Source organism: Streptomyces sp. NPDC001668, from assembly GCF_042893155.1.
In the GTDB taxonomy this organism is placed as follows: Bacteria; Actinomycetota; Actinomycetes; order Streptomycetales; family Streptomycetaceae; genus Streptomyces.
Genome location: NZ_JBIAUQ010000004.1, coordinates 12,467 through 34,644, shown reverse-complemented (window position 1 = coordinate 34,644; position 22,178 = coordinate 12,467). Strand labels below are relative to the sequence as shown.

The 22,178-nt window shown below is 70.8% G+C and carries 19 protein-coding genes; 7 read left to right on the top strand and 12 right to left on the bottom strand.

Annotation, left to right across the window (positions count from 1 at the left end; all coding sequences use genetic code 11):
* The first annotated feature begins 268 nt into the window (after positions 1–268).
* The 3 genes from galE (at position 269) to idi (ending at position 3,128) form a co-directional block, all read left to right on the top strand.
* Complete coding sequence (gene galE / locus ACFYZ8_RS13565; RefSeq protein ID WP_359029882.1) at positions 269–1,237, top strand: UDP-glucose 4-epimerase GalE; 969 nt, start codon at positions 269–271, stop codon at positions 1,235–1,237.
* A 151-nt stretch (positions 1,238–1,388) separates the two neighbouring features.
* The gene (locus ACFYZ8_RS13560) at positions 1,389–2,330 is read left to right on the top strand and encodes a cation diffusion facilitator family transporter (protein ID WP_388532366.1); all 942 of its coding nucleotides are present in this window, start codon (positions 1,389–1,391) and stop codon (positions 2,328–2,330) included.
* A gap of 204 nt (positions 2,331–2,534) precedes the next feature.
* Complete coding sequence (gene idi, locus ACFYZ8_RS13555; protein WP_031036715.1) at positions 2,535–3,128, top strand: isopentenyl-diphosphate Delta-isomerase; 594 nt, start codon at positions 2,535–2,537, stop codon at positions 3,126–3,128.
* Between the two features lie 15 nt (positions 3,129–3,143).
* On the opposite strand, the gene ACFYZ8_RS13550 is transcribed toward idi, so the two are convergent.
* On the bottom strand, positions 3,144–3,683 hold the full coding sequence (locus ACFYZ8_RS13550) for an ATP-binding protein (RefSeq protein ID WP_359030032.1): 540 nt from the start codon (positions 3,681–3,683) through the stop codon (positions 3,144–3,146).
* A gap of 229 nt (positions 3,684–3,912) precedes the next feature.
* Between ACFYZ8_RS13550 and ACFYZ8_RS13545 the strand changes: the two genes are divergently transcribed.
* Complete coding sequence (locus tag ACFYZ8_RS13545; protein WP_359029879.1) at positions 3,913–4,677, top strand: enoyl-CoA hydratase/isomerase family protein; 765 nt, start codon at positions 3,913–3,915, stop codon at positions 4,675–4,677.
* On the opposite strand, the gene ACFYZ8_RS13540 is transcribed toward ACFYZ8_RS13545, so the two are convergent.
* Both ACFYZ8_RS13540 and ACFYZ8_RS13535 read right to left on the bottom strand, forming a co-directional pair.
* The gene (locus ACFYZ8_RS13540; protein WP_359029878.1) at positions 4,649–5,299 is read right to left on the bottom strand and encodes a DJ-1/PfpI family protein; all 651 of its coding nucleotides are present in this window, start codon (positions 5,297–5,299) and stop codon (positions 4,649–4,651) included. The two genes, ACFYZ8_RS13545 and ACFYZ8_RS13540, sit on opposite strands and share 29 nt — an antisense overlap.
* Before the next feature lie 11 nt (positions 5,300–5,310).
* The gene (locus ACFYZ8_RS13535; protein ID WP_388532363.1) at positions 5,311–6,303 is read right to left on the bottom strand and encodes a GlxA family transcriptional regulator; all 993 of its coding nucleotides are present in this window, start codon (positions 6,301–6,303) and stop codon (positions 5,311–5,313) included.
* Positions 6,304–6,638: 335 nt separating this feature from the next.
* On the opposite strand from ACFYZ8_RS13535, the gene ACFYZ8_RS13530 reads away from it, so the two are divergent.
* Together ACFYZ8_RS13530 and ACFYZ8_RS13525 are read left to right on the top strand one after the other, a co-directional pair.
* Positions 6,639–6,770 carry an LPFR motif small protein gene (locus tag ACFYZ8_RS13530; RefSeq protein ID WP_388532361.1) on the top strand — a complete coding sequence of 44 codons (132 nt, stop codon included), beginning with the start codon at positions 6,639–6,641 and terminating at the stop codon, positions 6,768–6,770.
* 94 nt (positions 6,771–6,864) lie between these two features.
* Positions 6,865–9,231, top strand: a complete 2,367-nt coding sequence (locus tag ACFYZ8_RS13525) for a Tex family protein (protein WP_388532360.1) — start codon at positions 6,865–6,867, stop codon at positions 9,229–9,231.
* A 63-nt stretch (positions 9,232–9,294) separates the two neighbouring features.
* On the opposite strand, the gene abc-f is transcribed toward ACFYZ8_RS13525, so the two are convergent.
* The 5 genes from abc-f to ACFYZ8_RS13500 form a co-directional block, all read right to left on the bottom strand.
* Positions 9,295–10,935 (bottom strand): ribosomal protection-like ABC-F family protein, encoded by a 1,641-nt coding sequence (gene abc-f / locus ACFYZ8_RS13520; RefSeq protein WP_388532358.1) that lies wholly within the window; start codon positions 10,933–10,935, stop codon positions 9,295–9,297.
* Positions 10,936–10,984: 49 nt separating this feature from the next.
* Positions 10,985–12,013, bottom strand: coding sequence for an oxidoreductase (locus ACFYZ8_RS13515; protein ID WP_388532356.1), 1,029 nt, complete (start codon positions 12,011–12,013; stop codon positions 10,985–10,987).
* A 213-nt stretch (positions 12,014–12,226) separates the two neighbouring features.
* On the bottom strand, positions 12,227–13,927 hold the full coding sequence (locus ACFYZ8_RS13510; protein ID WP_388532354.1) for a BCCT family transporter: 1,701 nt from the start codon (positions 13,925–13,927) through the stop codon (positions 12,227–12,229).
* 88 nt (positions 13,928–14,015) lie between these two features.
* Positions 14,016–15,257 carry a M14 family metallocarboxypeptidase gene (locus tag ACFYZ8_RS13505; protein WP_388532353.1) on the bottom strand — a complete coding sequence of 414 codons (1,242 nt, stop codon included), beginning with the start codon at positions 15,255–15,257 and terminating at the stop codon, positions 14,016–14,018.
* Positions 15,254–17,227 (bottom strand): Xaa-Pro dipeptidyl-peptidase, encoded by a 1,974-nt coding sequence (locus ACFYZ8_RS13500; RefSeq protein WP_388532352.1) that lies wholly within the window; start codon positions 17,225–17,227, stop codon positions 15,254–15,256. The genes ACFYZ8_RS13505 and ACFYZ8_RS13500 overlap by 4 nt, the downstream gene beginning before the upstream one ends.
* A 165-nt stretch (positions 17,228–17,392) precedes the next feature.
* Here ACFYZ8_RS13500 and ACFYZ8_RS13495 point away from each other — a divergent pair, with 165 nt between their 5' ends.
* Positions 17,393–18,886: a M1 family metallopeptidase gene (locus ACFYZ8_RS13495; protein WP_388532350.1), complete on the top strand. Its 1,494-nt coding sequence runs from the start codon at positions 17,393–17,395 to the stop codon at positions 18,884–18,886.
* Between the two features lie 15 nt (positions 18,887–18,901).
* Here the strand turns inward: ACFYZ8_RS13495 and ACFYZ8_RS13490 are convergent, their stop codons facing one another.
* From ACFYZ8_RS13490 to ACFYZ8_RS13475, 4 genes are all read right to left on the bottom strand, one after another.
* Complete coding sequence (locus ACFYZ8_RS13490; protein ID WP_388532348.1) at positions 18,902–19,588, bottom strand: DUF6766 family protein; 687 nt, start codon at positions 19,586–19,588, stop codon at positions 18,902–18,904.
* Between the two features lie 86 nt (positions 19,589–19,674).
* Complete coding sequence (locus ACFYZ8_RS13485) at positions 19,675–20,088, bottom strand: hypothetical protein (protein WP_359029868.1); 414 nt, start codon at positions 20,086–20,088, stop codon at positions 19,675–19,677.
* Positions 20,089–20,126: 38 nt separating this feature from the next.
* A complete protein-coding gene (locus ACFYZ8_RS13480) occupies positions 20,127–20,603 on the bottom strand; it encodes a macro domain-containing protein (RefSeq protein ID WP_388532346.1) in 477 nt (158 codons plus the stop codon).
* 56 nt (positions 20,604–20,659) lie between these two features.
* The gene (locus ACFYZ8_RS13475) at positions 20,660–22,126 is read right to left on the bottom strand and encodes an amino acid permease (RefSeq protein ID WP_388532344.1); all 1,467 of its coding nucleotides are present in this window, start codon (positions 22,124–22,126) and stop codon (positions 20,660–20,662) included.
* Positions 22,127–22,178 lie beyond the last annotated feature (52 nt).

Genomic DNA, 22,178 nt, shown 5'->3' with positions numbered 1-22,178 from the left:
ACTCCCTGGGTGCCGACGCGCGGGCGCCGGTCATGTGCACGATGGGGGCGCCCCTTGGCTGGACCAGGCGGGCGGCATGTCGGCAGAGGCTATCGGATGCCAAGAAGGCGGCGTTCACCGCCCGTTAACGGACCGATCAACAGCGTCTCCCCCGGCCTTTGCCGCGATCATCATGTGTGATTCGGGGCCCCGCCCACAAACCGCGCTCCACAGAGCGGACATCCAGGACATCGAGGGGCCGCGGGGCGTCGGCATAGGGTGGGCGACCATGACGTGGCTGATCACCGGCGGTGCCGGGTACATAGGGGCGCATGTGGCGCGGGCCATGACGGGGGCCGGGGAGCGGGTGCTCGTCCTCGACGACCTCTCGGCGGGCGTGCCCGCGCGGCTCCCCGCCGACGTGCCGCTGGTGCGGGGCTCCGCGCTGGACGGCGGCCTGCTCGAGCGGGTGCTGGCCGAGCACGCGGTGACGGGTGTGGTGCATCTCGCGGCGCGCAAGCAGGTCGCCGAGTCGGTGGCGCAGCCGGCCCGCTACTACCAGGAGAACGTCGGCGGTCTCGCGACGCTCCTGGAGGCGGTCGCGGAAGCCGGTGTGGAGCGTTTCCTCTTCTCCTCGTCGGCGGCCGTCTACGGCAACCCCGATGTGGGCCTGATCACGGAGGAGACGCCCTGCGCCCCCGTGAACCCGTACGGCGAGACGAAGCTCGCCGGGGAGTGGCTGGTGCGGGCGGCCGGACAGGCGCACGGGATCTCCACCGTCTGCCTGCGCTATTTCAACGTCGCCGGGGCCGCGGCGCCGGAACTCGCCGACACCGGTGTCTTCAACATCGTGCCGATGGTCTTCGACCGGCTCACCCGCGACGAGGCTCCGCGGATCTTCGGCGACGACTATCCGACGCCGGACGGCACCTGCGTCCGTGACTACATCCATGTGTCCGACCTGGCCGAGGCGCACCTGGCGGCGGCCCGGCGGCTGTCCGAGGGCGACCTGAGCGGTGATCTGACGGTCAACATCGGTCGCGGCGAGGGCGTTTCCGTGCGCGAGATGGTCACGGTCATCGGCGAGGTGACCGGGGACCGGCGCCCGGCCGTCGTGGAGCCCCGGCGGCCCGGGGACGCGCCCGTGTCGGTGGCCTCGGCCGCCCGCGCAGCCGAGGCCCTCGGCTGGAGCGCGCGGCGCGGAGTGCGCGAGATGATCGACTCCGCCTGGCGGGGCTGGCTGCTGCACCACCGCTGAGGTCCCCCTGACCTGCGGTTCGTTTCCGCAGGTCAGGGCACATGACAACGGTGTTCAGTGCCGCGTTGCCCGATACCCCCCGCCCGTAGTTCACTGTGATCCCGGGCGGGCTGTCCGGCCGTTCCGGGTCAACGCGTAGGAGGCGGCTTCCATGGGGGCAGGGCACGACCACGGGCACGCGCACTCGCATGCGCCGGCCGGCGGTACGGCGACCGCGGCGTACGTCGGCAGGCTGCGGGTGGCGCTGTCGATCACGCTCACCGTCATGGTGGTCGAGATCGTCGGCGGCGTCGTCGCGGACTCCCTCGCCCTGGTCGCCGACGCGGCCCACATGGCGACGGACGCGCTGGGCCTCGGCATGGCCCTCCTCGCGATCCACTTCGCGAACCGCCCCGCGACCGGCAACCGCACCTACGGATACGCCCGCGCCGAGATCCTCGCCGCCCTCGCCAACTGTCTGCTGTTGCTCGGCGTCGGCGGCTACGTCCTGTACGAGGCGATCCAGCGGTTCGTCACCCCCGCCGACACCGAGGGCGGGCTCACCATCGTCTTCGGCGCGATCGGCCTGGTCGCCAACATGATCTCGCTGACCCTCCTGATGCGCGGCCAGAAGGAGAGCCTCAACGTGCGCGGGGCGTTCCTGGAGGTCGCGGCCGACGCGCTGGGCTCGCTCGCGGTGATCATCTCGGCGGCGGTGATCCTGACCACGGGCTGGCAGGCCGCCGACCCGATCGCCTCGCTCGTGATCGGCCTGATGATCGTGCCGCGCACCTTCAAGCTGCTGCGCGAGACCCTCGACGTCCTGCTGGAGGCGGCGCCCAAGGACGTCGACATGACGGAGGTGCGCACCCACATCCTGGCCCTGGACGGCGTGGAGGACGTCCACGACCTGCACGCCTGGACCATCACCTCGGGGATGCCGGTGCTGTCCGCGCACGTGGTCGTGCGCACCGACGTCCTCAGCGCCATCGGCCACGAGAAGATGCTGCACGAGCTCCAGAACTGCCTGGGCGACCACTTCGACGTGGAGCACTGCACCTTCCAGCTGGAGCCGAGCGGGCACGCGGAGCACGAGGCGCACCTGTGCCACTGAACGCTTCCGCGCAGTGATACACGTGTACGGTGCATGAAACGCTCGTTCTGGCGGAATGCAGCGATCCGGCGCACCTGAGCGTCCTCCACCCCACAGTCCCGCCCCGAGCGGTTCCCCGCCCGCCGCGCCGGGCACGATCAACTGCCGGGAGTGCCTGATTCGTACGGCACACTTGGGGCGCGAAGACCGATGTGAAGGATGGGTATGCCGACCACACCTGCCACCACGACGCACACACCGTCGAACGGCGCCGCGAACGCGATCCTGCTGGAACTGGTCGACGAGCACGGTGTGACGATCGGCACAGCGGAGAAGCTCGCCGCCCACCAGCCGCCGGGGCAGCTGCACCGCGCCTTCTCGGTGTTCCTCTTCGACGAGCGGGGCCGGCTGCTCCTCCAGCAGCGCGCGCTCGGCAAGTACCACTCCCCCGGTGTGTGGTCCAACACCTGCTGCGGCCACCCCTACCCGGGCGAGGCACCCTTCGCGGCCGCCGCCCGGCGGACGTACGAGGAGCTGGGCGTCTCTCCGTCGCTGCTCGCCGAGGCGGGCACGGTCCGTTACAACCACCCGGACCCGGACTCGGGCCTGGTCGAGCAGGAGTACAACCACCTGTTCGTCGGCATGGTCCAGTCCCCGCTCGGCCCGGACCCGGAGGAGGTCGCCACGACCGCCTTCGTGACCCCGGCCGAGCTGGCGGAGCGGCACGCCAAGGACACCTTCTCGGCCTGGTTCATGACGGTGCTGGACGCGGCCCGTCCCGCGGTCAGGGAGCTGACGGGCCCGTCCGCCGGCTGGTGAGGGGCCCTCGGGCCCTCAGGACACGCGGACGGCCTTGAGCGGCAGCGCGGCCCAGATCACCTTGCCGCCGCTGGACGTGTGCTCCACGTCGCAGGCCCCGCCCGCCTCCCGGGTGATCTCGCGCACCAGCAGCAGCCCCCGGCCCCCGGTCTCGCTGTGCGCGGCCTCCAGGGCGGTCGGGCGGTAGGGGTGGTTGTCCTCGACGGACACCCGCACCCACTCCGCGCCGACGGCGACCTCCACGGCGAGCATCGGCGAGAGCAGGGCCGCGTGCCGGACGGCGTTCGTGACGAGCTCGGACACGATCAGCAGGAGGCCCTGGACGAGGTCGTCCGAGACGGGCACCCCCTGGCGGTACAGCAGGTCCCGTACGGCGTGTCGCGCCTGCGGGACCGACGCGTCCACGGCGGGGGCGGTGAACCGCCACACGCCCTCGTACGGCAGTGGGTCCGGTGTGCCCGGATCGAGGGGGGCCGGCCCGAGGGGGTCCGGTTCGGGTGGATCCTCTCCGCTGTCCGTCGGGCGAGGGCCGAACCCGCGCCCCTGGTCGTCCATTCTTCGGTCGCCACCCTTGCGCTCGATTGTCACCACGTGTCGAGTGTTGGCAGCGCGTCGCTCCGCTCCGGATGCCTGAACAGAAGTCAGCGCATATCGAATGCCCCTGACCGATTCCGTGCGGAACCATTCGAGTCGTGCCGATTTGGCGACGGCCTCCTGCTGTTCGATGACCGTATCGAGGATCTTGCGTTCAGTACGGTCGAGGCCTGCGGCTAGCATCCGAGGCATGGAGCTCTCGGAGCCGCAGCTGCTGCACACCGTCGTCGACTCGGTCGCCACCGTCGTGGTCCACCATCCGGCCAAGCGCAATGCCATGACGGCCGCGATGTGGCGGGCGCTGCCGCCGCTGCTGGACACGCTGGCCGCCGATCCGGATGTCCGGGCGCTGGTGCTGACCGGGGAGGGCGGGACGTTCTGCGCGGGTGCCGACATCTCCACGCTGCGCGGGTCGTCCGAGGAGGCGCAGGGGCTCGCGGTGGACGCCGAGGAGGCCCTCGCCGCGTTTCCGAAGCCGACGCTGGCGGCGATCCGGGGGCACTGCGTGGGCGGCGGGTCGCAGCTCGCGGCGGCGTGCGATCTGCGGTTCGCCGAGGAGGGCGCGCTGTTCGGGGTGACTCCGGCGAAGCTCGGGATCGTCTATGCGGCCTCCTCCACCCGGCGGTTGGTGTCTCTGGTCGGGCCGGCCACCGCCAAGTACCTGCTGTTCTCCGGTGAGTTGATCGACGCGGAGCGGGCGCTGCGCACGGGGCTGGTCGACGAGGTGCTGCCCGAGGGTGAACTCGCCAAGCGGGTCGGCGAGTTCAGCCGGATCCTGGTGTCCCGCTCGCGGCTGACGCAGGCCGCGGCGAAGGAGTTCGCGAACGGCCGCACGGACCGGGACGAGTACTGGACCGGACAGGCGCGGAGCAGCGGCGACACGGCGGAGGGGGTCGCCGCGTTCCTGGAGCGCCGCCGGCCGCGGTTCACGTGGTCGGTTCCTGGCCGAGGATGAACCGGCTCCTCGACCGGAGCAGCTCGACCACCTCCGCGGGCGCCTTCTGCGGGGCTCCGGCGTCGTAGGGCGGCTGCGGGTCGTACTCGATGCCCAGCTGTACGGTCTGGGCCACGAAGTCGCCGGAGATCCGGCCGAGCAGGGCGAGCCCCATGTCGATGCCGGAGGAGACCCCGGCCGCCGTCACGTACTTGCCGTCCGTGACGACCCGCTCCCCCGTCGGCTTCGCCCCGAACTTCCTCAGTTCGTCGAGCGCCAGCCAGTGCGAGGTCGCGCGGCGCCCTTCGAGGAGGCCGGCGGCGGCGAGCAGCAGGGAGCCGGTGCACACGGAGGTGGTCCAGGTGCTGGTGGCGTCGGCGGCGCGGATCCAGTCGAGGAGGGCCCTGTTCGTCATCTGCGGCGTCTGGCCCGGGCCGCCCGGGACGACCACGAGCTCGGGGCCCGGTACTTCGGCCAGGCTCCGGTCGGCGATCAGCGTGAGGTTTCCGCTGTCGCTGCGGACGGGTCCTGCCTCCTCGGCGACGAAGACGACCTCCGAGTCGGGGAGGCGGCCGAGTGTCTCGTACGGTCCTACGGCGTCCAGGGCGGTGAAACGGTCGTAGAGGACGATGGCGATCTGCACGGGAGGTCCCTTCAGCGGGCCGGGGTCGGGTGGAAGCGGCGGCGGTACTCGGACGGGGCGGTGCCGAGGGCTTTGACGAAGGCGCGGCGCATGCCTTCCGGGGTGCCGTAGCCGCTGGCGCGGGAGATCTCCTCGATGCCGTCGGAGGTGTCCTCCAGGAGGCGACGGGCGTGCTCCAGGCGGACCCGGTCGACGTAGCGGCCCGGTGTCATGCCGGTCTCGGACTGGAAGGCGCGGGCGAAGTGGCGGGGCGAGAGGCGGGCCCGCGCGGCGAGGGCCTCGACGCTCAGGTCGTCGGCGGGATGCTCGGTGATCCTCCCCCACTGCCTTAAGGGCGTGGGAGGTGCCCCCAGCTGGACCTCGCGCAGCGGCTCGCGCCGCGCGGTCTGGGCGGCGAGCTGGGCGCTGAACTGGGCCTGGTTGCCGGGGCGGCGCAGGAAGACGACCAGGTGGCGGGCGATGGCGAGGGCGGTGTCCCGGCCCAGGTCCTCCTCGACCAGGGCGAGCGCGAGGTCGATGCCCGAGGTGACGCCGGCGGAGGTCGACACCGCTCCGTCGCGCACATAGATCGGGTCGGGGTCCACCTCGACGGCCGGGTGGTCGCGGGCGAGCCTGTCGCAGTACGCCCAGTGCGTGGTGACCCGGCGGCCGTCCAGCAGCCCCGCCTCGGCGAGCCGGATGGCACCGGTGCACACCGAGACCAGGCGCTCGGCCCGGGGCCCGTGCTCCCGCAGCCAGTCGGTGAGGCGGGCGTCGGGGCGCCGGGTGCCCTGGCCGCCGGGCACGAGGAGGGTGTGCGGGGCGTCGGCCCGCGTAAGGGATTCGTCCGGTACGACGGTCAGGCCGCCGGAGGTGCGCACGGCAGCGCCGTCCAGCGACGCCGTCCGGATGCGGTAGATGCCCGGGGTGTGCTTCTCGGCCCCGGCGAAGACCTCCAGGGGGCCGGTGACGTCGAGACTCTGCACGCCGTCGAAGAGGACGAAGAGAACGGTTCGCTGCGCCATGTCCCCGATTCTTGGGCCGGGACCCGATGGCCGCAATGACGGGTTCCCCACCTTTCCTGCCATGCCGGACGCAGCCCACCGGGCCCCGGCAGGAAGGGGACGCGGCCGTCGGACGGCCCCGCGCACGCGGGGTCCTGGACGCCGACGGCGAGCTGACCGGGCGGGGCGTCGCCGTGCGGGACGGGATCGAGGCGGAGACGGACGGCCGCGGGGGCCCGGCCCGCGGACCTGATCGGCAAGCGCCGATCTTTCGGCGCCCCGAAGATTGCCGGGCCGTCTGGGAGGTACCCGTTCCTTTCCCGGTCGTCGTGGCCGGGAGAGGAAAGGGGATTCACATGTTCCGCGCGATCGCAGACGTCCTGCGCCAGGTCGGTGGCGCCATCGCCACCGTGGTGACCCTGCCCTTCCGGGCACTGGCCCGGCTCTTCGGCGGTGCGTCCGGCTCCACGCGGAGCCGCAGGGCCTGATGTCCACGGCCCGATGACCGCGCCCTGATCCCCCACTGTCGGTGCCGCCTGCCACAATTGCCGCGCAACCTCAGTGAGAAGGCGGTACGGGATCGTGACGACACCCGGGTCCAGCGGGTCCAGCAGCGCAGGGTCGATCGAAAGCAGGATCGCCGAGGAACTCGGCGTACGGGAGCGGCAGGTCAAGGCTGCCGTGGAACTGCTCGACGGCGGTTCCACGGTTCCCTTCATCGCCCGCTACCGCAAGGAAGCGACCGAGATGCTCGACGACGCGCAGCTGCGCACGCTCGAGGAGCGGTTGCGGTATCTGCGGGAGCTGGAGGAGCGGCGGACGGCCATCCTCGACTCGGTGCGCGAGCAGGGCAAGCTCACCGAGGAACTGGAGGCGCGGATCCGGGGCGCGGAGACCAAGGCGCGCCTGGAGGACATCTATCTGCCGTTCAAGCCGAAGCGCCGCACCAAGGCCCAGATCGCCCGCGAGGCCGGTCTGGAGCCGCTCGCCGAGGGCCTGCTCGGTGACCCGGGTGTCGCACCGCTCGCCGCGGCCGCCGCGTTCGTCGACGCCGACAAGGGCGTGCCGGACGCGCAGGCCGCGCTGGACGGCGCCCGGGCGATCCTGACCGAGCGCTTCTCGGAGGACGCCGACCTGATCGGCGAGCTCCGCGAGCGCATGTGGGTGCGCGGACGGCTGGCCGCCAAGGTGCGCGAGGGCAAGGAGGAGGCCGGCGCCAAGTTCGCCGACTACTTCGACTTCGCCGAGCCCTTCACCGACCTGCCCTCGCACCGGATCCTGGCGATGCTGCGCGGCGAGAAGGAGGAGGTCCTCGACCTCGTCCTGGAGCCCGAGGAGCCTTCCGAGCAGCCCGGCCCGTCCTCGTACGAGGGGATCATCGCCTCGCGGTTCGGGATCGCCGAGCGCGGCCGTCCCGGCGACAAGTGGCTGACGGACACGGTCCGCTGGGCCTGGCGGACCCGCATCCTCGTCCACCTCGGCATCGACCTCAGGCTGCGCCTGCGGACGGCCGCCGAGGACGAGGCGGTCAACGTGTTCGCGGCCAACCTCCGCGACCTGCTGCTCGCCGCCCCGGCCGGCACGCGCGCCACGCTGGGCCTGGACCCCGGGTTCCGTACGGGCGTGAAGGTCGCCGTGGTCGACGCGACCGGCAAGGTCGTCGCCACCGACGTCATCCACCCGCACGTCCCGGCCAACCGGTGGGACGAGGCGATCGCCAAGCTGGCCCGTCTCGCCAAGGAGCACGCGGTCGAGCTGATCGCGATCGGCAACGGCACGGCGTCCCGCGAGACCGACAAGCTCGCCGGGGAACTGATCACCAAGCACCCGGAGCTGAAGCTCACCAAGGTGATGGTGTCCGAGGCGGGCGCCTCCGTGTACTCGGCGTCCGCGTTCGCCTCGCAGGAGCTGCCGGACATGGACGTGTCGCTGCGCGGCGCGGTCTCCATCGCGCGCCGGCTCCAGGATCCCCTCGCGGAGCTGGTGAAGATCGACCCGAAGTCGATCGGTGTCGGCCAGTACCAGCACGACCTGTCCGAGGTGAAGCTGTCGCGTTCACTGGACGCGGTGGTGGAGGACTGTGTGAACGGCGTGGGGGTCGACGTCAACACCGCCTCCGCCCCGCTGCTCGCCCGGGTCTCCGGGATCACCTCCGGGCTGGCGGAGAACATCGTGTCGCACCGCGACGCCAACGGCCCGTTCAAGTCCCGCACCGAGCTGAAGAAGGTGGCCCGGCTGGGCCCCAAGGCGTACGAGCAGTGCGCCGGGTTCCTGCGGATCCGCGGCGGTGTCGATCCGCTGGACTCCTCCAGCGTGCACCCCGAGGCGTACCCGGTGGTGCGGCGGATGGTGAAGACCGCGGGGCAGGAAGTCGCCTCCCTCATCGGCAACACCGGTGTGCTGCGGTCGCTGCGGCCGCAGGACTTCGTGGACGAGACGTTCGGTCTGCCGACCGTGACCGACATCCTCAAGGAGCTGGAGAAGCCGGGGCGCGATCCTCGGCCCGCGTTCAAGACAGCGACCTTCAAGGAGGGCGTCGAGAAGATCTCCGACCTGGTCGCCGGGATGGTCCTCGAAGGGGTCGTGACGAACGTGGCGGCCTTCGGGGCGTTCATCGACGTCGGTGTCCACCAGGACGGTCTGGCACATGTCTCCGCGCTGTCGAAGACGTTCGTCAAGGATCCGCGGGATGTGGTGAAGCCGGGCGACATCGTCAAGGTGAAGGTGCTGGAGGTCGACATTCCGCGGAAGCGGATTTCTTTGACGCTGCGGCTCGACGACGAGGCCCAGGCGAAGACCTCCGGTGGGGAGCGGCGACAGCAGCGGGGTGGGCGGCCGCCTCAGCAGCGGCAACAGCCTCAGCGGCAGGCACCTGCTCCGGCCAACAGTGCGATGGCTGATGCTCTGCGCAAGGCCGGGTTGCTCGAATCCAAGAAAAAGGGGCGGTAGCGGTTGTGGGGAACTGCGGGCCGCCTGTGGCTGGTCGCGCAGTTCGCCGCGCCCCTGGGTAGGTCAGCGTTCCGTTACCTTGCCTGCTGAGACCTCCAGTCGTCGGGTCACGTGGACCGCGTCCAGCATTCTGCGGTCGTGAGTGACCAGCAGCAGCGTGCCCTCGTAGGCGTCCAGCGCCGATTCCAGCTGTTCGATCGCCGGCAGGTCCAGGTGGTTGGTCGGTTCGTCCAGGACCAGGAGGTTGACGCCCCTGCCCTGGAGGAGCGCCAGCGCCGCCCTCGTCCGCTCCCCCGGTGACAGCGTCGCCGCGGAGCGGGTGACGTGGTCGGACTTCAGGCCGAACTTGGCCAGGAGGGTGCGGACCTCCGCCGGTTCCGTGTCGGGGACCGCCGCGCAGAAGGCGTCCAGCAGGGACTCCTCGCCGTGAAACAGCTTGCGGGCCTGGTCGACCTCGCCGACCAGGACGCCGGAGCCCAGGGAGGACTGGCCGGCGGTCAGGGGGACGCGGCCGAGCAGGGCCCCGAGGAGGGTCGACTTGCCGGCGCCGTTCGCGCCCGTGACCGCCACCCGGTCCGCCCAGTCGATCTGGAGGGAGACCGGGCCGAGGACGAAGTCGCCCTGGCGTACCTCGGCGTCCCGCAGCGTCGCGACGACCGCGCCGGAGCGGGGGGCCGAGGCGATCTCCATGCGCAGTTCCCACTCCTTGCGCGGCTCGTCGACGACGTCGAGGCGTTCGATCATGCGCTGGGTCTGGCGGGCCTTGGCGGCCTGCTTCTCGCTGGCCTCGCTGCGGAACTTGCGGCCGATCTTGTCGTTGTCGTTGCTCGCCTTGCGGCGGGCGTTCTTCACACCCTTGTCCATCCAGGAGCGCTGCATCTGTGCCCGGTCCTGGAGGGCGGCCCGCTTGTCGGCGTACTCCTCGTAGTCGTCCCTGGCGTGCCGGCGGGCGACCTCGCGCTCCTCCAGGTAGGCCTCGTAGCCGCCGCCGTAGAGGGTGATCTGCTGCTGGGCCAGGTCGAGTTCGAGGACCTTGGTGACCGTGCGGGTGAGGAACTCGCGGTCGTGGCTGACCACCACCGTGCCGGCCCGCAGGCCCTTCACGAACCGCTCCAGGCGCTCCAGGCCGTCCAGGTCGAGGTCGTTGGTCGGCTCGTCGAGGAGGAAGACGTCGTAGCGGGAGAGGAGGAGGGAGGCGAGGCCCGCCCTGGCCGCCTGGCCGCCCGACAGGGATGTCATCGGCTGGTCCAGGTCGACCGCGAGGCCCAGGGAGTCGGCGACCTCCTCGGCGCGTTCGTCGAGGTCGGCGCCGCCGAGGTCCAGCCAGCGCTCCAGGCTGGTGGCGTACGCGTCGTCCGCGCCGGGGGCCCCGTCGACCAGGGCCTGGGTCGCCTCGTCCATCACCCGCTGGGCCTCGGCGACTCCGGTGCGGCGGGCGAGGAACTCGCGCACGCTCTCGTCCGGGCGCCGCTCCGGCTCCTGCGGGAGGTGTCCGACGGTGGCCGTCGGCGGGGAGAGCCTGAGCTCCCCCTCCTCCGGTGCGAGCAGGCCCGCGAGCATCCTGAGCAGCGTGGACTTGCCCGCGCCGTTGGCCCCGACCAGGCCGATCACATCTCCGGGCGCGACGACGAGGTCGAGCCCGCTGAACAGGGAACGGTCGCCGTGGCCGGCGGCGAGGTTCTTGGCGACGAGGGTGGCAGTCATCAGACCGTCGATCCTAATGGCCGTGGCGGACGGCCGGCGTTTCGGTTTCTCAGCGGGCCATCGCCTCCACCAGGACACTTCCCGAGGTCCGCGCCACCACGAACGATTCTCCTCGCACCGCCTTGGCGTCCAGGGCGATCCGGTGCCGGCCCGCCTCCAGGACACCGTCGAAGACCTCCCGGGCGTGGGTGCGGTACAGCCGGTCAAGACGGTACGTCGTCAGGCGCACCCGGCACGGTGAGGTGACCTCGACGCCCGCCTCGCCGTCGGCGGCGACCAGGCGGGTCAGACGGCGCTGTTCGACGGGGCTGCGGTCCAGGGCGTGCTCGATCTGGGCCACGAGCAGCGGGACGATCGGGGCGAGCCCGTCGACGTAGACCACGTCGACGCCCGCGCGTTCGAAGGAGCGGCGTACGGCGGCACGTTCCTCCTCGGTGACCGCGCGGCCGTAGGCGACGGCGCCGTAGCCGCGCAGTTCGTCGGCGGGGACGTCCACCACACCGTGGGTGATGTCGGCGCCGATGCCGATGGTGCGCAGGGCGGCAGCGAGTTTGGCGAGGACGGCGACGCGGGCGCCGATGAGCAGGACACGGCGACGGGTGCTCTCCGGGTCGCCGCCGCTTCGGAGCAGGGAGTCGAGGGCCGCGCGGTACTCGGCGCCGCGGAAGCGGAAGGGCCCGATGCCGTGGTAGCCGTTGAGGTGGAGGTCCACGGCGTCGTCGGTCTGCCAGGCGAAGTCCCGCCAGATGAAGTCGTCGCCGTCCCGTTCGATGGCGGCGGTGACGGCTCCGCAGGCGAGGTCCTCGCACTCGGGGCAGCCGTAGATGACGTAGCGGCCGCCCGGAAGCGGGGCGTCCGACTCGCCCAGGAGGCTGCGGACCTGGGCGGTGAAGATCGCGGGTGGGATGTCGGAGGCGAGTGGGGAGACGGCGTCGAGGTCGGAGAGCTGGAAGAGGAGCGGGCGGCCGTCGACGATGAAGTCCATGAAGTCCCGGTGTATCTGGAAGTCACCGTTGGCGAGGACTCCACCGGCACGCATCGCCGGTGCCAGGCCGAAGGTCGCGTATGCGGCAGACATGGTGTGAGTATTCCCGCCTTTGGGGCGGTCTGAGCACGGCATGGGGCATTCCGCTCACAGCGGGTGCCGGATCGCCCCACGCGGGCGAGGAGTCGGCGTCCGCCCCGGCCTTGTCGGCGTACGCGTGGTCGAAGAAGTAGCGGACCCGGCCGAGCTGGACGGGCGGCGGGGAGGAGGCGGCCGGGTTCGCCTCCTCCCCTGCGGGTGCCGTACTCAGCTGTGGTCGTGGCCCAGCGGGTCGCCCTCCGTCTCGGTGCCGGGGCCCGGGCCGATCTGGATCCCGAAGTCGCCGTCGTACTTCTTGTGTCCCTCGATCACGGCCAGTTCGACGGCCTCGGACCCCATCTCGCCCCGCACGATCAGCGGGTCCCGGCGCAGATCGCGCATCAGGGCCACGCACATGCCGATCATCACGAGCACGAAGGGCGCGGCGGCCAGGATCGTGAGGTTCTGCAGGCCGGTGAGCGCGTCGCCCTGGCCGCTGCCGACGAGCAGCATGATCGCGCCGACCGCTCCGGTGACCACGCCCCAGAACACGACGACGAAACGGCCGGGTTCGAGGGCGCCCCGCTGGGAGAGCGTGCCCATCACGATGGACGCGGCGTCGGCGCCCGAGACGAAGAAGATGCCGACCAGGATCATCACCAGGAGGCTGGTGACGGTCGCGGCGGGGAACTCCTGGAGGACGCCGAAGAGTTGGCCCTCCGGGGTGTTCTCGCCGCCGAGCGCGCCGCCCTCCTTCAGCTTCATGGCCGTACCGCCGAAGATCGCGAACCAGACGAGGCTGACCGTGCTGGGCACGAGGATGACGCCGCCGATGAACTGGCGGATGGTGCGGCCGCGGCTGATGCGGGCGATGAACATGCCGACGAAGGGCGTCCAGGAGATCCACCAGGCCCAGTAGAAGACGGTCCAGCTGCCCAGCCAGTCCGCGACGCCCTTGCCGCCGCTGGCCTCGGTGCGGCCGGCGAGCTGGGGCAGTTCGCCGAGGTAGGAGAAGACCGAGGTGGGCAGCAGGTCGAGCACGATGATCGTGGGGCCCGCGATGAACACGAACACCGCGAGGATCAGGGCGAGCACCATGTTGGTGTTGGACAGCCACTGGATGCCCCGCTCGATGCCGGAGACGGCCGAGAGGACGAAGGCCAGGGTCAGTACGGCGATGATCGTGACGAGCAGGCCGGTGCTGACGTCGTCCATCCAGTCCAGTTCCCGGAAGCCGGAGCCGATCTGGAGGGCGCCGAGGCCCAGGGAGGCCGCGGAGCCGAAGACGGTCGCGATGATCGCGAGGATGTCGATCACCCGGCCGACGGTGCCGTTCGCGTGCTTCTCCCCGATGAGCGGGGTGAACACGGCGCTGATGGTCTGGCGCCTGCGCTTGCGGAAGGTGCTGTAGGCGATGCCGAGGCCCACCACCGCGTAGATCGCCCACGGGTGCAGCGTCCAGTGGAAGAGGGTGGTGGCCATCGCCGTCTCCATGCGTTCACCGGAGTTGGCGGGGTTCGTGCCCGGGGGCGGGGTCGTGTAGTGCGAGAGGGGCTCGCTGACGCCGTAGAACATCAGGCCGATGCCCATGCCGGCGCTGAACATCATCGCGACCCACGACACCGTCTTGAACTCGGGCTCCTCGCCCTCGGCGCCGAGGTGGATGCGGCCGTAGCGGCTCATCGCGAGCCACAGGGCGAACACCACGAAACACGAGGCGGCCAGCATGAAGGCCCAGCCGCCGTTGTGGATCAGCCCGTTGAGCATGCTCGTGGAGACGTCCTCCAGGGAGTCCGTCGCCGCCCAGCCCCAGATCACGAAGGCCAGGGTGATGACGGCGGTGACACCGAACACCACCCGGTCGGTCTCGTAGCCGAGAATGCCGGCGGGATCTCTCCGGCCGCCTCTCTTCTTCAGGTCTTCAGTCATCTGCGGCACCTTCCCCTGGGGCGGTGGATACACCGGTTTTCACGCAGTTCCCCAGGACCTACCACAGGTGCCGCAGATCTCGACCGATTCAGCAGCCGGTGTCGGGCTCCCCGGCCGCCAGGTGATACGGCGCGCGTTCGTCGAGGAGCAGCGGGACGAGGGCGCGCAGGGGCTGGTTCAAGGAGACGTAGGTGCCCTTCGTCCGCACTCCGTGCAGGGCGAGTTCGTCCTTCACCTCCGTGTACTGGGCGTCGGTGAGCCGGTACCCGCAGGGCGGGTCCGGGATCACCTCGGCCGGTTCGGGCGGGTCGTTGTCGGCGCCGCCGAGGAAGACCGGGCCCGCGGTGGGCTTGTGACGGGCCTCGGTGGTGGCCCTCCCGATCTGTTCGCGACGGGTGTCGGCGTATCCGAACAGGCCCTTCAGAGCGGCCAGTTGGGAGTTCACCCGGCGACGGTTGTTGCCCGCCTCGTCCGTGTCCCTCAAGGGCTCGACGCGGCTCTCGATCAGCAGGCCGATCGCGTGCTTGACGCCGGACATGTTGCGCAGGATGCGTTCCTGGCCGTCTCCCGCGACCTGTTTGACGGGATCGCCGGTGACCGGGTCGGTCCAGATGCCGTACGTGCCGGTCGAGTATCCGGCCTGTTCGGCGGCGGGGCGTACATACGCCCGGGACAGGGTCTCGGCCTCGTCGTGGACGGCCTGGTCGGTGTTGAGGTTGCGGGGCCAGAGGTCGAAGAGGTCCTTGTCGTAGTACCGGGGCGTGGCCGTGTACTCGTGCAGGTCGTAGATCACGTCCGGTCGCCGGTCCCGCACGACCCTCGCCATGGCGCGGGCCTCGGCGGTGGCGAGGGCGAGGTGGTCGCGGTTGATGTCGACGCCGTCGCTGTTGCCGCGGGTGTCGGCGGCCCGGCCGTCCGGGTTGGCGGTGGGCACGACGAGCACGGTGGTGCGGTCGAGGAAGCGCCGGGTGCGGGCGTCCTTGGCGTACGCCAGGTCGCGGACCTTGGTGAGACAGGCCTCGCGGCCCGAGGGCTCGTCGCCGTGCTGGCTGCACACGAGGAGCACCTTGGTGGGGGCGTGGCGGGCGCCGACCTGGACGAGGTGGAGGGGGCGGCCCTGTTTCGTCGTACCGATGCGGGTGAGGGAGGCCCGGTCGCTCCGGCCGACCTGGGTGAGGAAGTCCCGCTCCTCGGACTCGCTCGTCCAGCGGGCGCCCTCGGTTCGTTCGAAACCGGTGCGGGGCGGGGCCTCGGCCGCGTGGGCGGGCGCGGCGACCAGGGATGCGACCAGGGCCGCCGCGCCTGCTGCGGTGACGGTTCGGGTCCTCATCCCCCCTCCGGGATCCGGTGGACGGTGCGCGGAGCGCGGACCCCGTCGAGGGCCGCGGTCTCGTCCGGTACGGCTGTCCCGGCGCCCTTCGTCGCCTGCGCGAAGGCGGAGGCGCCGCCGACCAGCGGGACCCGGGCCGACGTACGGGACAGATCGATCGTCAGCGTCGGCTTGGTGGACGGCGGGTCGATGAGGTCCTTGTCGGTGCCCGCGACGATCAGGGCGAGACGGTGGCCCGCCGGCACGACGTGGTCGGTGGCGCCCAGGTCGAGGGTGATCGTGTAGGCCCTGCCCGGGGTGAGCGGGACGCCCTTGCCTGGGTCGGCGTAGTTGCCGAGGTCGGCCCAGCCGCGGCTGACCACGGTGTAGTCGACGGCGGCGGTCTTCGCCCGGGTCTGCTTGAAGCAGGCGCTGTCGCCGGCGGTGCTCAGACCCCAGCAGGTGCGGTCGGCGAGGGTGCTGATCCCTTCGCCGCTCGCCGCGTAGTCGCGGATGGTGTCGGGGCCGAGGTCCACGAGGACGGCGGAGAGGTGGGCCGTCGAGGTGGTCGGGGTCGCGGTGACCGTGACCTCGGAGGGGCCGGACAGGCGGAGGTCCTTGGTGAGGGTCCCCGTCGTGAAGCCCGCCTTGTCGGGGGTCGGCGTGTCGATCCTGGCGGCCCAGTCGGTCTCGCTCAGCGCCGGGTCGTCGGTGACGGTCTCGGCGCCCTTGGCCCTGGTGAGGCCGAGGGTGCCGACGCCCGGCAGCGAGCCCTTCGCGGGGCGCAGGGTCGCCGCGGACGTGCCGCGCGGGGGCCAGGTCTTCGAGGTGACCCACTGGTCGGGGTGGCGCTCGATGTCGGCCATGGGCTCGCGGTCGACGCCGTTGTCGTAGCCGAGGAGTTCGTGGTCGAACCAGCGGTGCAGGGTGTCGACCCAGGCCGAGCGGCGGAAGTCGAAGGGGTCGACGTGGCCGGTCTGGGAGAGCCAGATCTTGCGCTCGACGCCGTTCTTCGCGAGCGCGTCCCACCAGGGACCGACGTGCTGGAGGCGGACGTTGAGGTCCTGCATGCCGTGCACGAGGAAGACGCTGGCCTTGACCTTCTTCGCGTCCTTCACGTAGTCGCGCTCGGTCCACAGCGGGGTCCGGTCACCGGTGCGGGGCGCCTGGTCGACGAGTTTCCGCTGGACGGCGGCGCACTTGGCGCGGGCGTCCGGGCTGTCGACGTAGTCGGAGAGCCAGTCGGGCCCTGAGTCGTAGAGCGGGGCGCCCTGGGAGAAGTAGTAGTCGTACCAGCTGGAGATGGCGCTGATCGGGACGACGGTCCTCAGGCCCTTGACGCCGGTGGCGGCGACGCCGTTGGCGATGGTGCCGTCCCAGCTCTTGCCGATCATGCCCGTTTTGCCGTTGGTCCAGGTGGCCTTGGTCTTCTGGGTTCCCGTGCGGCTCGTGTAGGCGGTGGCCCGGCCGTTCAGCCAGTCGACCACCGCTTTCGCGGACTGGATGTCGGAACGGCCACCGACGTCCACACAGCCGTCGGAGCGGTTGGTGCCGGCGAGGTCGACGCCGACGAAGGCGTAGCCGCGGGGCACGAAGTAGTTGTCGTAGAACAGCGGCATCTGGACGACGTCGCCGTTCGCGTCGTAGGTCTTCAGCTGGCTCTCGTTGCCGCGCCCGCAGCAGGAGTAGTACGGGCTCGCGTCCATGATGACCGGGACCTTGCGGCCCTTCTGGGCCGGTTCGCGGGGCCGGACGATGTCGACGGCGACGCGGTCGGTCCGTCCGTCGCCGTCCCCGTCGAGCCGGGTGTCCACCCAGACGGCCTCGCGGACGGCGTTCTCGTAGGAGTAGATCGGTTGGCTCTCCCGCGGGGTCGTGCGTGCCTGTGCCTGCGCGGTCGCGGGCGCGAGGAAGGTCGCCAGCAGGGCGGCGGTGGCCGCGGTGGCGGTCGCGAGCGGTCTCCAGGTCGTGAAGCGCGTGCGTATCGACATGCGCGGACGGTACTGCGGTGAACTCCCGCACAAAAGAGGGCCTCTTGGGGTCATGACGGCCGAATGGCGATCGTGTGCCAGGGGTGGCCGTGGACACATCCGGCTCACAGATGGTGAATAGGGTCCGAACAGACTTGGTCCCCCCACGACTTGGATGGAGCTTTCGTGCACCGCAGACTCATCGCACCGGGCGCGTTCGCGGCGGCCTCCCTGATGCTGGCGATCCCGGCGTCGGCGGCGGCCTTCTCCCCCGGCGCGCCGGGTATCGGCGACCCCTACTACCCGGCCTACGGCAACGGCGGATACGACGTCTCCCACTACGACCTGCGGCTGAAGTACCAGCCCGCGACAGACGAGTTGGAGGGTACGGCGACTCTTCTCGCGCGCACCACGCAGGATCTGTCGCGCTTCGATCTGGACTTTCTCCTCGACGTGAGCGAGGTGCGCGTCAACGGCGCCGAGGCGTCGTTCAGCACCTCGGGAGAGCACGAGCTGGAGATCACGCCGAAGTCGCCCCTGCCCAAGGGGACTTCCGTGACCGTGGTGGTCCGTTACAGCGGGGTCCCGTCGTCCAAGCAGGCGTACGGCTTCACGAGCTGGCACCGCACCGCGGACGGCGGGGTCGGGGCGAACGAACCCGAGGCGGCCTGGTGGTGGTTCCCGAGCAACGACCACCCGCTCGACAAGGCCACCTACGACATGTCGGTCCTGGTGCCGGACGGCAGCCAGGCCATCTCCAACGGGACACTCCAGTCGACGAGTTCACGCCTCGGCTGGACCCGCTGGAACTGGCGCTCGGACAAGCCGCAGGCCACGTATCTCGCGACGCTCGCCGTCGGCCGCTTCGACCTCACGACCGGGACGACCGACGGCGGCATCCCGGTCGTCAACGCCTACAGCAAGGACCTCGGGCCCGACGCCGGTGCCGCGCGGGCGAGCGTCGAGCGGACCGGGGAGATCGCCGACTGGCTGAGCGGCTACTTCGGGCCGTATCCCTTCGACGCGCTCGGCGGCTATGTGCCGAACACGAACACCGGCTACGCGCTGGAGACCCAGACCCGGCCCTTCTACAGCCCCCGGCAGTTCGCGAACGGGTCCAACACCTCCGTGGTCGTGCATGAGTTGGCCCACCAGTGGTACGGCGACCTGGTGTCCGTGCGCGGGTGGAAGGACATCTGGATCAACGAGGGGTTCGCACGGTACGCGCAGTGGCTGTGGTCCGAGCACGAGGACGAGGGGACCGCGCAGGAGCTCGCCGACTACGTGTACGCCTCGCACCCGGCCGACGACCCGTTCTGGACGGTGAAGCCCGGTGACCCCGGGCCGGAGAACCAGTTCGACATCGCCGTCTACGACCGGGGCGCGCTGGCCCTGCAGGCGCTGCGGAACGAGATCGGCGACGAGGCGTTCTTCGCGGTGCTGAAGGGCTGGCCGCAGAGGTACGCCTACGGCAACGCGTCGGTGGCCGACTTCCAGAAGTACGCCGAGGAGGTGTCGGGGCGGCCGCTGGCCGCGCTGTTCGACACGTGGCTGTTCCAGCCGTCGAAGCCGGGGGTGCCGGCCGCGCGGGGGGCGTCGATCGCGGAGGCGCCGGTCGCGCCTGTGCGGCCGAAGTCGTGGAAGAAGATCGCGGCGACGGACGACGTACACGCCGGATAGGGCGCCAGGGCGGCCCTATCCTTCGGCCCCGGTCGAGGTGTGGGCCGCCCCGACCGGTTTGGACTCCGGGGAGCCGCGCTGTCTGAGGTAGACGGAGAGGATGGCCATGGAGGCCACGGCCAGGAGTTCGGACTGCCAGTTCTGCAGGGTGCGGCTCCAGAAGTCCGCGGAGCCCAGGTAACCGCTCCAGCTCATGGGGGCCTGGAGCTGACGGAGTTGCTCTTCGTTGTAGGCGGCGACTCCGCCGATCGACTGGGCCAGCCAGGAGAAGACGAAGATGGCGCCCATGACCAGTCCGAGGGAGTGGGAGTAGAGGCCCTGGCGCAGTCCACCGGCCCGGGCCCAGCGGGGGGAGTCCCGGTGGGCGTACTGTCCGACCTGCTGGTCCCGGTCCGACTCCGTTCCGGCCTTGTGCATCTCCTTGGACTCGGGTGAGCCCCGCTGGAGGAGCCAGACGGTCGCCGTGATGTAGAGGAAGAACTGGAGGTACTCCGACTGCCAGTTCTCCGTGACGTCGACGGCGAAGTCGGAGGACATCAGGTACTCGCCGAAGCCGACCTGGGCGAGACCGTCGGTGGTGAGCTGGTTGTTGAACTCCGCGTAGCCCGCGATCGCCTGTCCGGCGAGGGCCAGCAGGAACCCGATGCCGAAGGCGAGGCCGAGGCCGTTGTCGCGCAGGAAGCCGCGGGTGCGTGTGGTCATCGGTGCATCAGCCCCATGGCGGTGAAGTAGACGAGGCCGCTGAGGACGACGACCAGACAGAGCGTGAACAGGGTCCGCATACGCCCTCAGCCTCCCTGGAGCGTGCACTGGTACGGCCGGCCCGGGCGGGGGGTGCAGCCGGCGGCGACGACCTTCCAGCCGTCGGGGAACAGGGAGAGGAAGAGGGTGTCCGCGTCCAGGACGACGCGGGCCTGCCGGCCGTAGAGGTCCACTCGGTGGGCGGTGCCGCCGCGGGGGATGTCCTGGGAGGCGATCGCCTTCTCGCAGCTCGCCTTCTCGGAGTCCTCAAGTTCGCTGCGGGTGTCCGGTGCGAGGGCGGTGCACAGGCCTGCGGGGTCGTCGGCGCGCAGCAGTCGCTCGAACCCGGCGGCCGCGGACTCGGCGTCCGATCGGCGCTCTGCGACGCTGCCGCAGCCCGCGAGGACCAGTCCCAGCAGGGCCAGGAGGATCAGCGCGCTGATCCGGTGCGGCGTTCTCACCCGGGCCGGGTACCCGTTTCCTCCCGATTCAGCCGGGGTCAGTCGTGGTCGTAGACGGTGACGGAGAGGCCCCGCTTCACCAGCCGCTCCATGATCAGCGGCTCTGTTCGGGACCACGTCCCGCCGGCCAGTCCACACCCTATTCGGGGCATGTGCACGGACGCGTCAAGTTCCCTTGCCTTGTCGGCCAGCCGTCCCAGGGCCTCGTCGATCGCGTCGTAGCGGACCGGGACGCCCCTGCTGCCCCTCCGTATGCCCCGCTGCCCGATCATGTTGGCCACCCACACGTATGGCTCGACCTGCACGAACTGGGCGGCCCCGAGTGCGAAGTCGTTCGACGCGCGCCCTCGGTACCAGGCCCGGTAGGCGGCCTCCGGCTCGGGCCAGCGGCGTGACACCGCCACAACGAAGCCCTTGCCCCAGCCGCCGATGTCGTTGCAGACGTGTGCGATCAGCTTGGTGCCCTTGACGGACGGAGCGGTGGCGTCGCCTCGGATGTACGTGATCTCCCCCATGACGCCACCGTAGAGGGCGCCACTGACAATGGGCCCTCCCCAGTGCGCGAGGTCGGTCAGTCCGTGAGGTCGGTCAGTTCGTGGTCTGTGGTGTGTTCGACCCTGCGGCGGACGGCGAACCAGCCGCCCACCAGGAGTGCCGCGATCAACGGGATCAGCAGGAGCGTCCTGCGGCCGACCTCCGGGTCGTTCCACATCATGCCCAGGCAGGCCAGGAGGAAGGCGATCGTGGTGATCTCGGTGGCCGGGCTGAAGGGGAGGCGGAAGGAGGGGCGGGTGAGCCCGCCCGACCGGGCGCGGCGGACGAAGACCAGGTGGCAGATCATGATGATCACCCAGGTGCTGATGACGCCGAGGGAGGCGACGTTCAGCACGATCTCGAAGGCCTGGCTCGGCATGAGGTAGTTCAGGCCCACGCCGAGGACGCAGACCGCGCAGGTGAGAAGGATGCCGCCGTAGGGGACCTGGCTGCGGTTCATACGGGCCGTGAACTTCGGGGCCGAGCCCGCCGTAGCCATCGAGCGCAGGATGCGGCCCGTGGAGTACAGGCCGGAGTTCAGCGAGGACATCGCCGCCGTCAGGACGACCAGGTTCATCACGTCACCGGCCGCCGGGACGCCGATCTTCGACAGGACCGTGACGAAGGGGCTCTCGTCGGCCGAGTAGACCGAGCCGGGAAGCAGCAAGGCGAGGAGGACGACCGAGCCGACGTAGAAGACGCCCACCCGCCACATGATCGAGTTCACCGCGCGCGGGACGACCTTCTCCGGCTCCGCCGTCTCCCCCGCCGCGACACCGACCAGCTCCAGCGCTGCGTACGCGAAGATCACGCCCTGCACGACGAGGACGACCGGCATGACGCCGTACGGGAAGACGCCGCCGTTGTCGGTGATCACCGAGGGGCCGGGGGTCCGGCCGCCCACCTCGTGCTGGGTGGCCAGGAGGAAGATGCCGATCAGCAGGAAGCCGACGAGCGTGGCGACCTTGATGATCGCGAACCAGAACTCCATCTCGCCGAAGATCTTCACCGAGATCAGGTTCACGGCGAGGACCACGGCAAGGGCGATCAGGGCCAGCGTCCACTGCGGGATGTCGGTGAACAGGCTCCAGTAGTGCGTGTAGAGCGCGATAGCGGTGATGTCGGCGATGCCGGTCGTCGACCAGTTCAGGAAGTACATCCAGCCGGCGACGTACGCGCCCTTCTCGCCCAGGAACTCGCGCGCGTACGACACGAAGGAGCCCGAGGAGGGGCGGTACAGGACCAGCTCGCCCAGGGCGCGGACGACGAAGAAGGCGAAGACGCCGCAGACCAGGTAGGCCAGCGCCAGCGCCGGGCCCGCGGTGTGCAGGCGCCCTCCGGCTCCCAGGAAGAGGCCGGTGCCGATCGCGCCGCCGATGGCGATCATGTTGACGTGGCGGGCCTTGAGGTCCTTGCTGTAGCCGGCGTCGCCCGCGTCGGCGGGCGCATGGGCCACGTCGGTGCGGGAGGCGGCCTGTGCCGATTGCACGGCGTCCTTGCTCACAGTGGTTCCACTCTCTGGTGCGCCCCGGCGGGTCCCGCTCGGGTGTCCGGAC

Excerpts from the sequence above, each read along its gene's own strand:
- galE (WP_359029882.1), top strand. The coding sequence starts at position 269 with ATGACGTGGCTGATCACCGGCGGTGCCGGGTACATAGGGGCGCATGTG.
- ACFYZ8_RS13560 (WP_388532366.1), top strand. The coding sequence starts at position 1,389 with ATGGGGGCAGGGCACGACCACGGGCACGCGCACTCGCATGCGCCGGCC.
- idi (WP_031036715.1), top strand. The coding sequence starts at position 2,535 with ATGCCGACCACACCTGCCACCACGACGCACACACCGTCGAACGGCGCC.
- ACFYZ8_RS13550 (WP_359030032.1), bottom strand. The coding sequence starts at position 3,683 with ATGGACGACCAGGGGCGCGGGTTCGGCCCTCGCCCGACGGACAGCGGA.
- ACFYZ8_RS13545 (WP_359029879.1), top strand. The coding sequence starts at position 3,913 with ATGGAGCTCTCGGAGCCGCAGCTGCTGCACACCGTCGTCGACTCGGTC.
- ACFYZ8_RS13535 (WP_388532363.1), bottom strand. The coding sequence starts at position 6,303 with ATGGCGCAGCGAACCGTTCTCTTCGTCCTCTTCGACGGCGTGCAGAGT.
- ACFYZ8_RS13530 (WP_388532361.1), top strand. The coding sequence starts at position 6,639 with ATGTTCCGCGCGATCGCAGACGTCCTGCGCCAGGTCGGTGGCGCCATC.
- abc-f (WP_388532358.1), bottom strand. The coding sequence starts at position 10,935 with ATGACTGCCACCCTCGTCGCCAAGAACCTCGCCGCCGGCCACGGCGAC.
- ACFYZ8_RS13515 (WP_388532356.1), bottom strand. The coding sequence starts at position 12,013 with ATGTCTGCCGCATACGCGACCTTCGGCCTGGCACCGGCGATGCGTGCC.
- ACFYZ8_RS13510 (WP_388532354.1), bottom strand. The coding sequence starts at position 13,927 with ATGACTGAAGACCTGAAGAAGAGAGGCGGCCGGAGAGATCCCGCCGGC.
- ACFYZ8_RS13505 (WP_388532353.1), bottom strand. The coding sequence starts at position 15,257 with ATGAGGACCCGAACCGTCACCGCAGCAGGCGCGGCGGCCCTGGTCGCA.
- ACFYZ8_RS13500 (WP_388532352.1), bottom strand. The coding sequence starts at position 17,227 with ATGTCGATACGCACGCGCTTCACGACCTGGAGACCGCTCGCGACCGCC.
- ACFYZ8_RS13490 (WP_388532348.1), bottom strand. The coding sequence starts at position 19,588 with ATGACCACACGCACCCGCGGCTTCCTGCGCGACAACGGCCTCGGCCTC.
- ACFYZ8_RS13480 (WP_388532346.1), bottom strand. The coding sequence starts at position 20,603 with ATGGGGGAGATCACGTACATCCGAGGCGACGCCACCGCTCCGTCCGTC.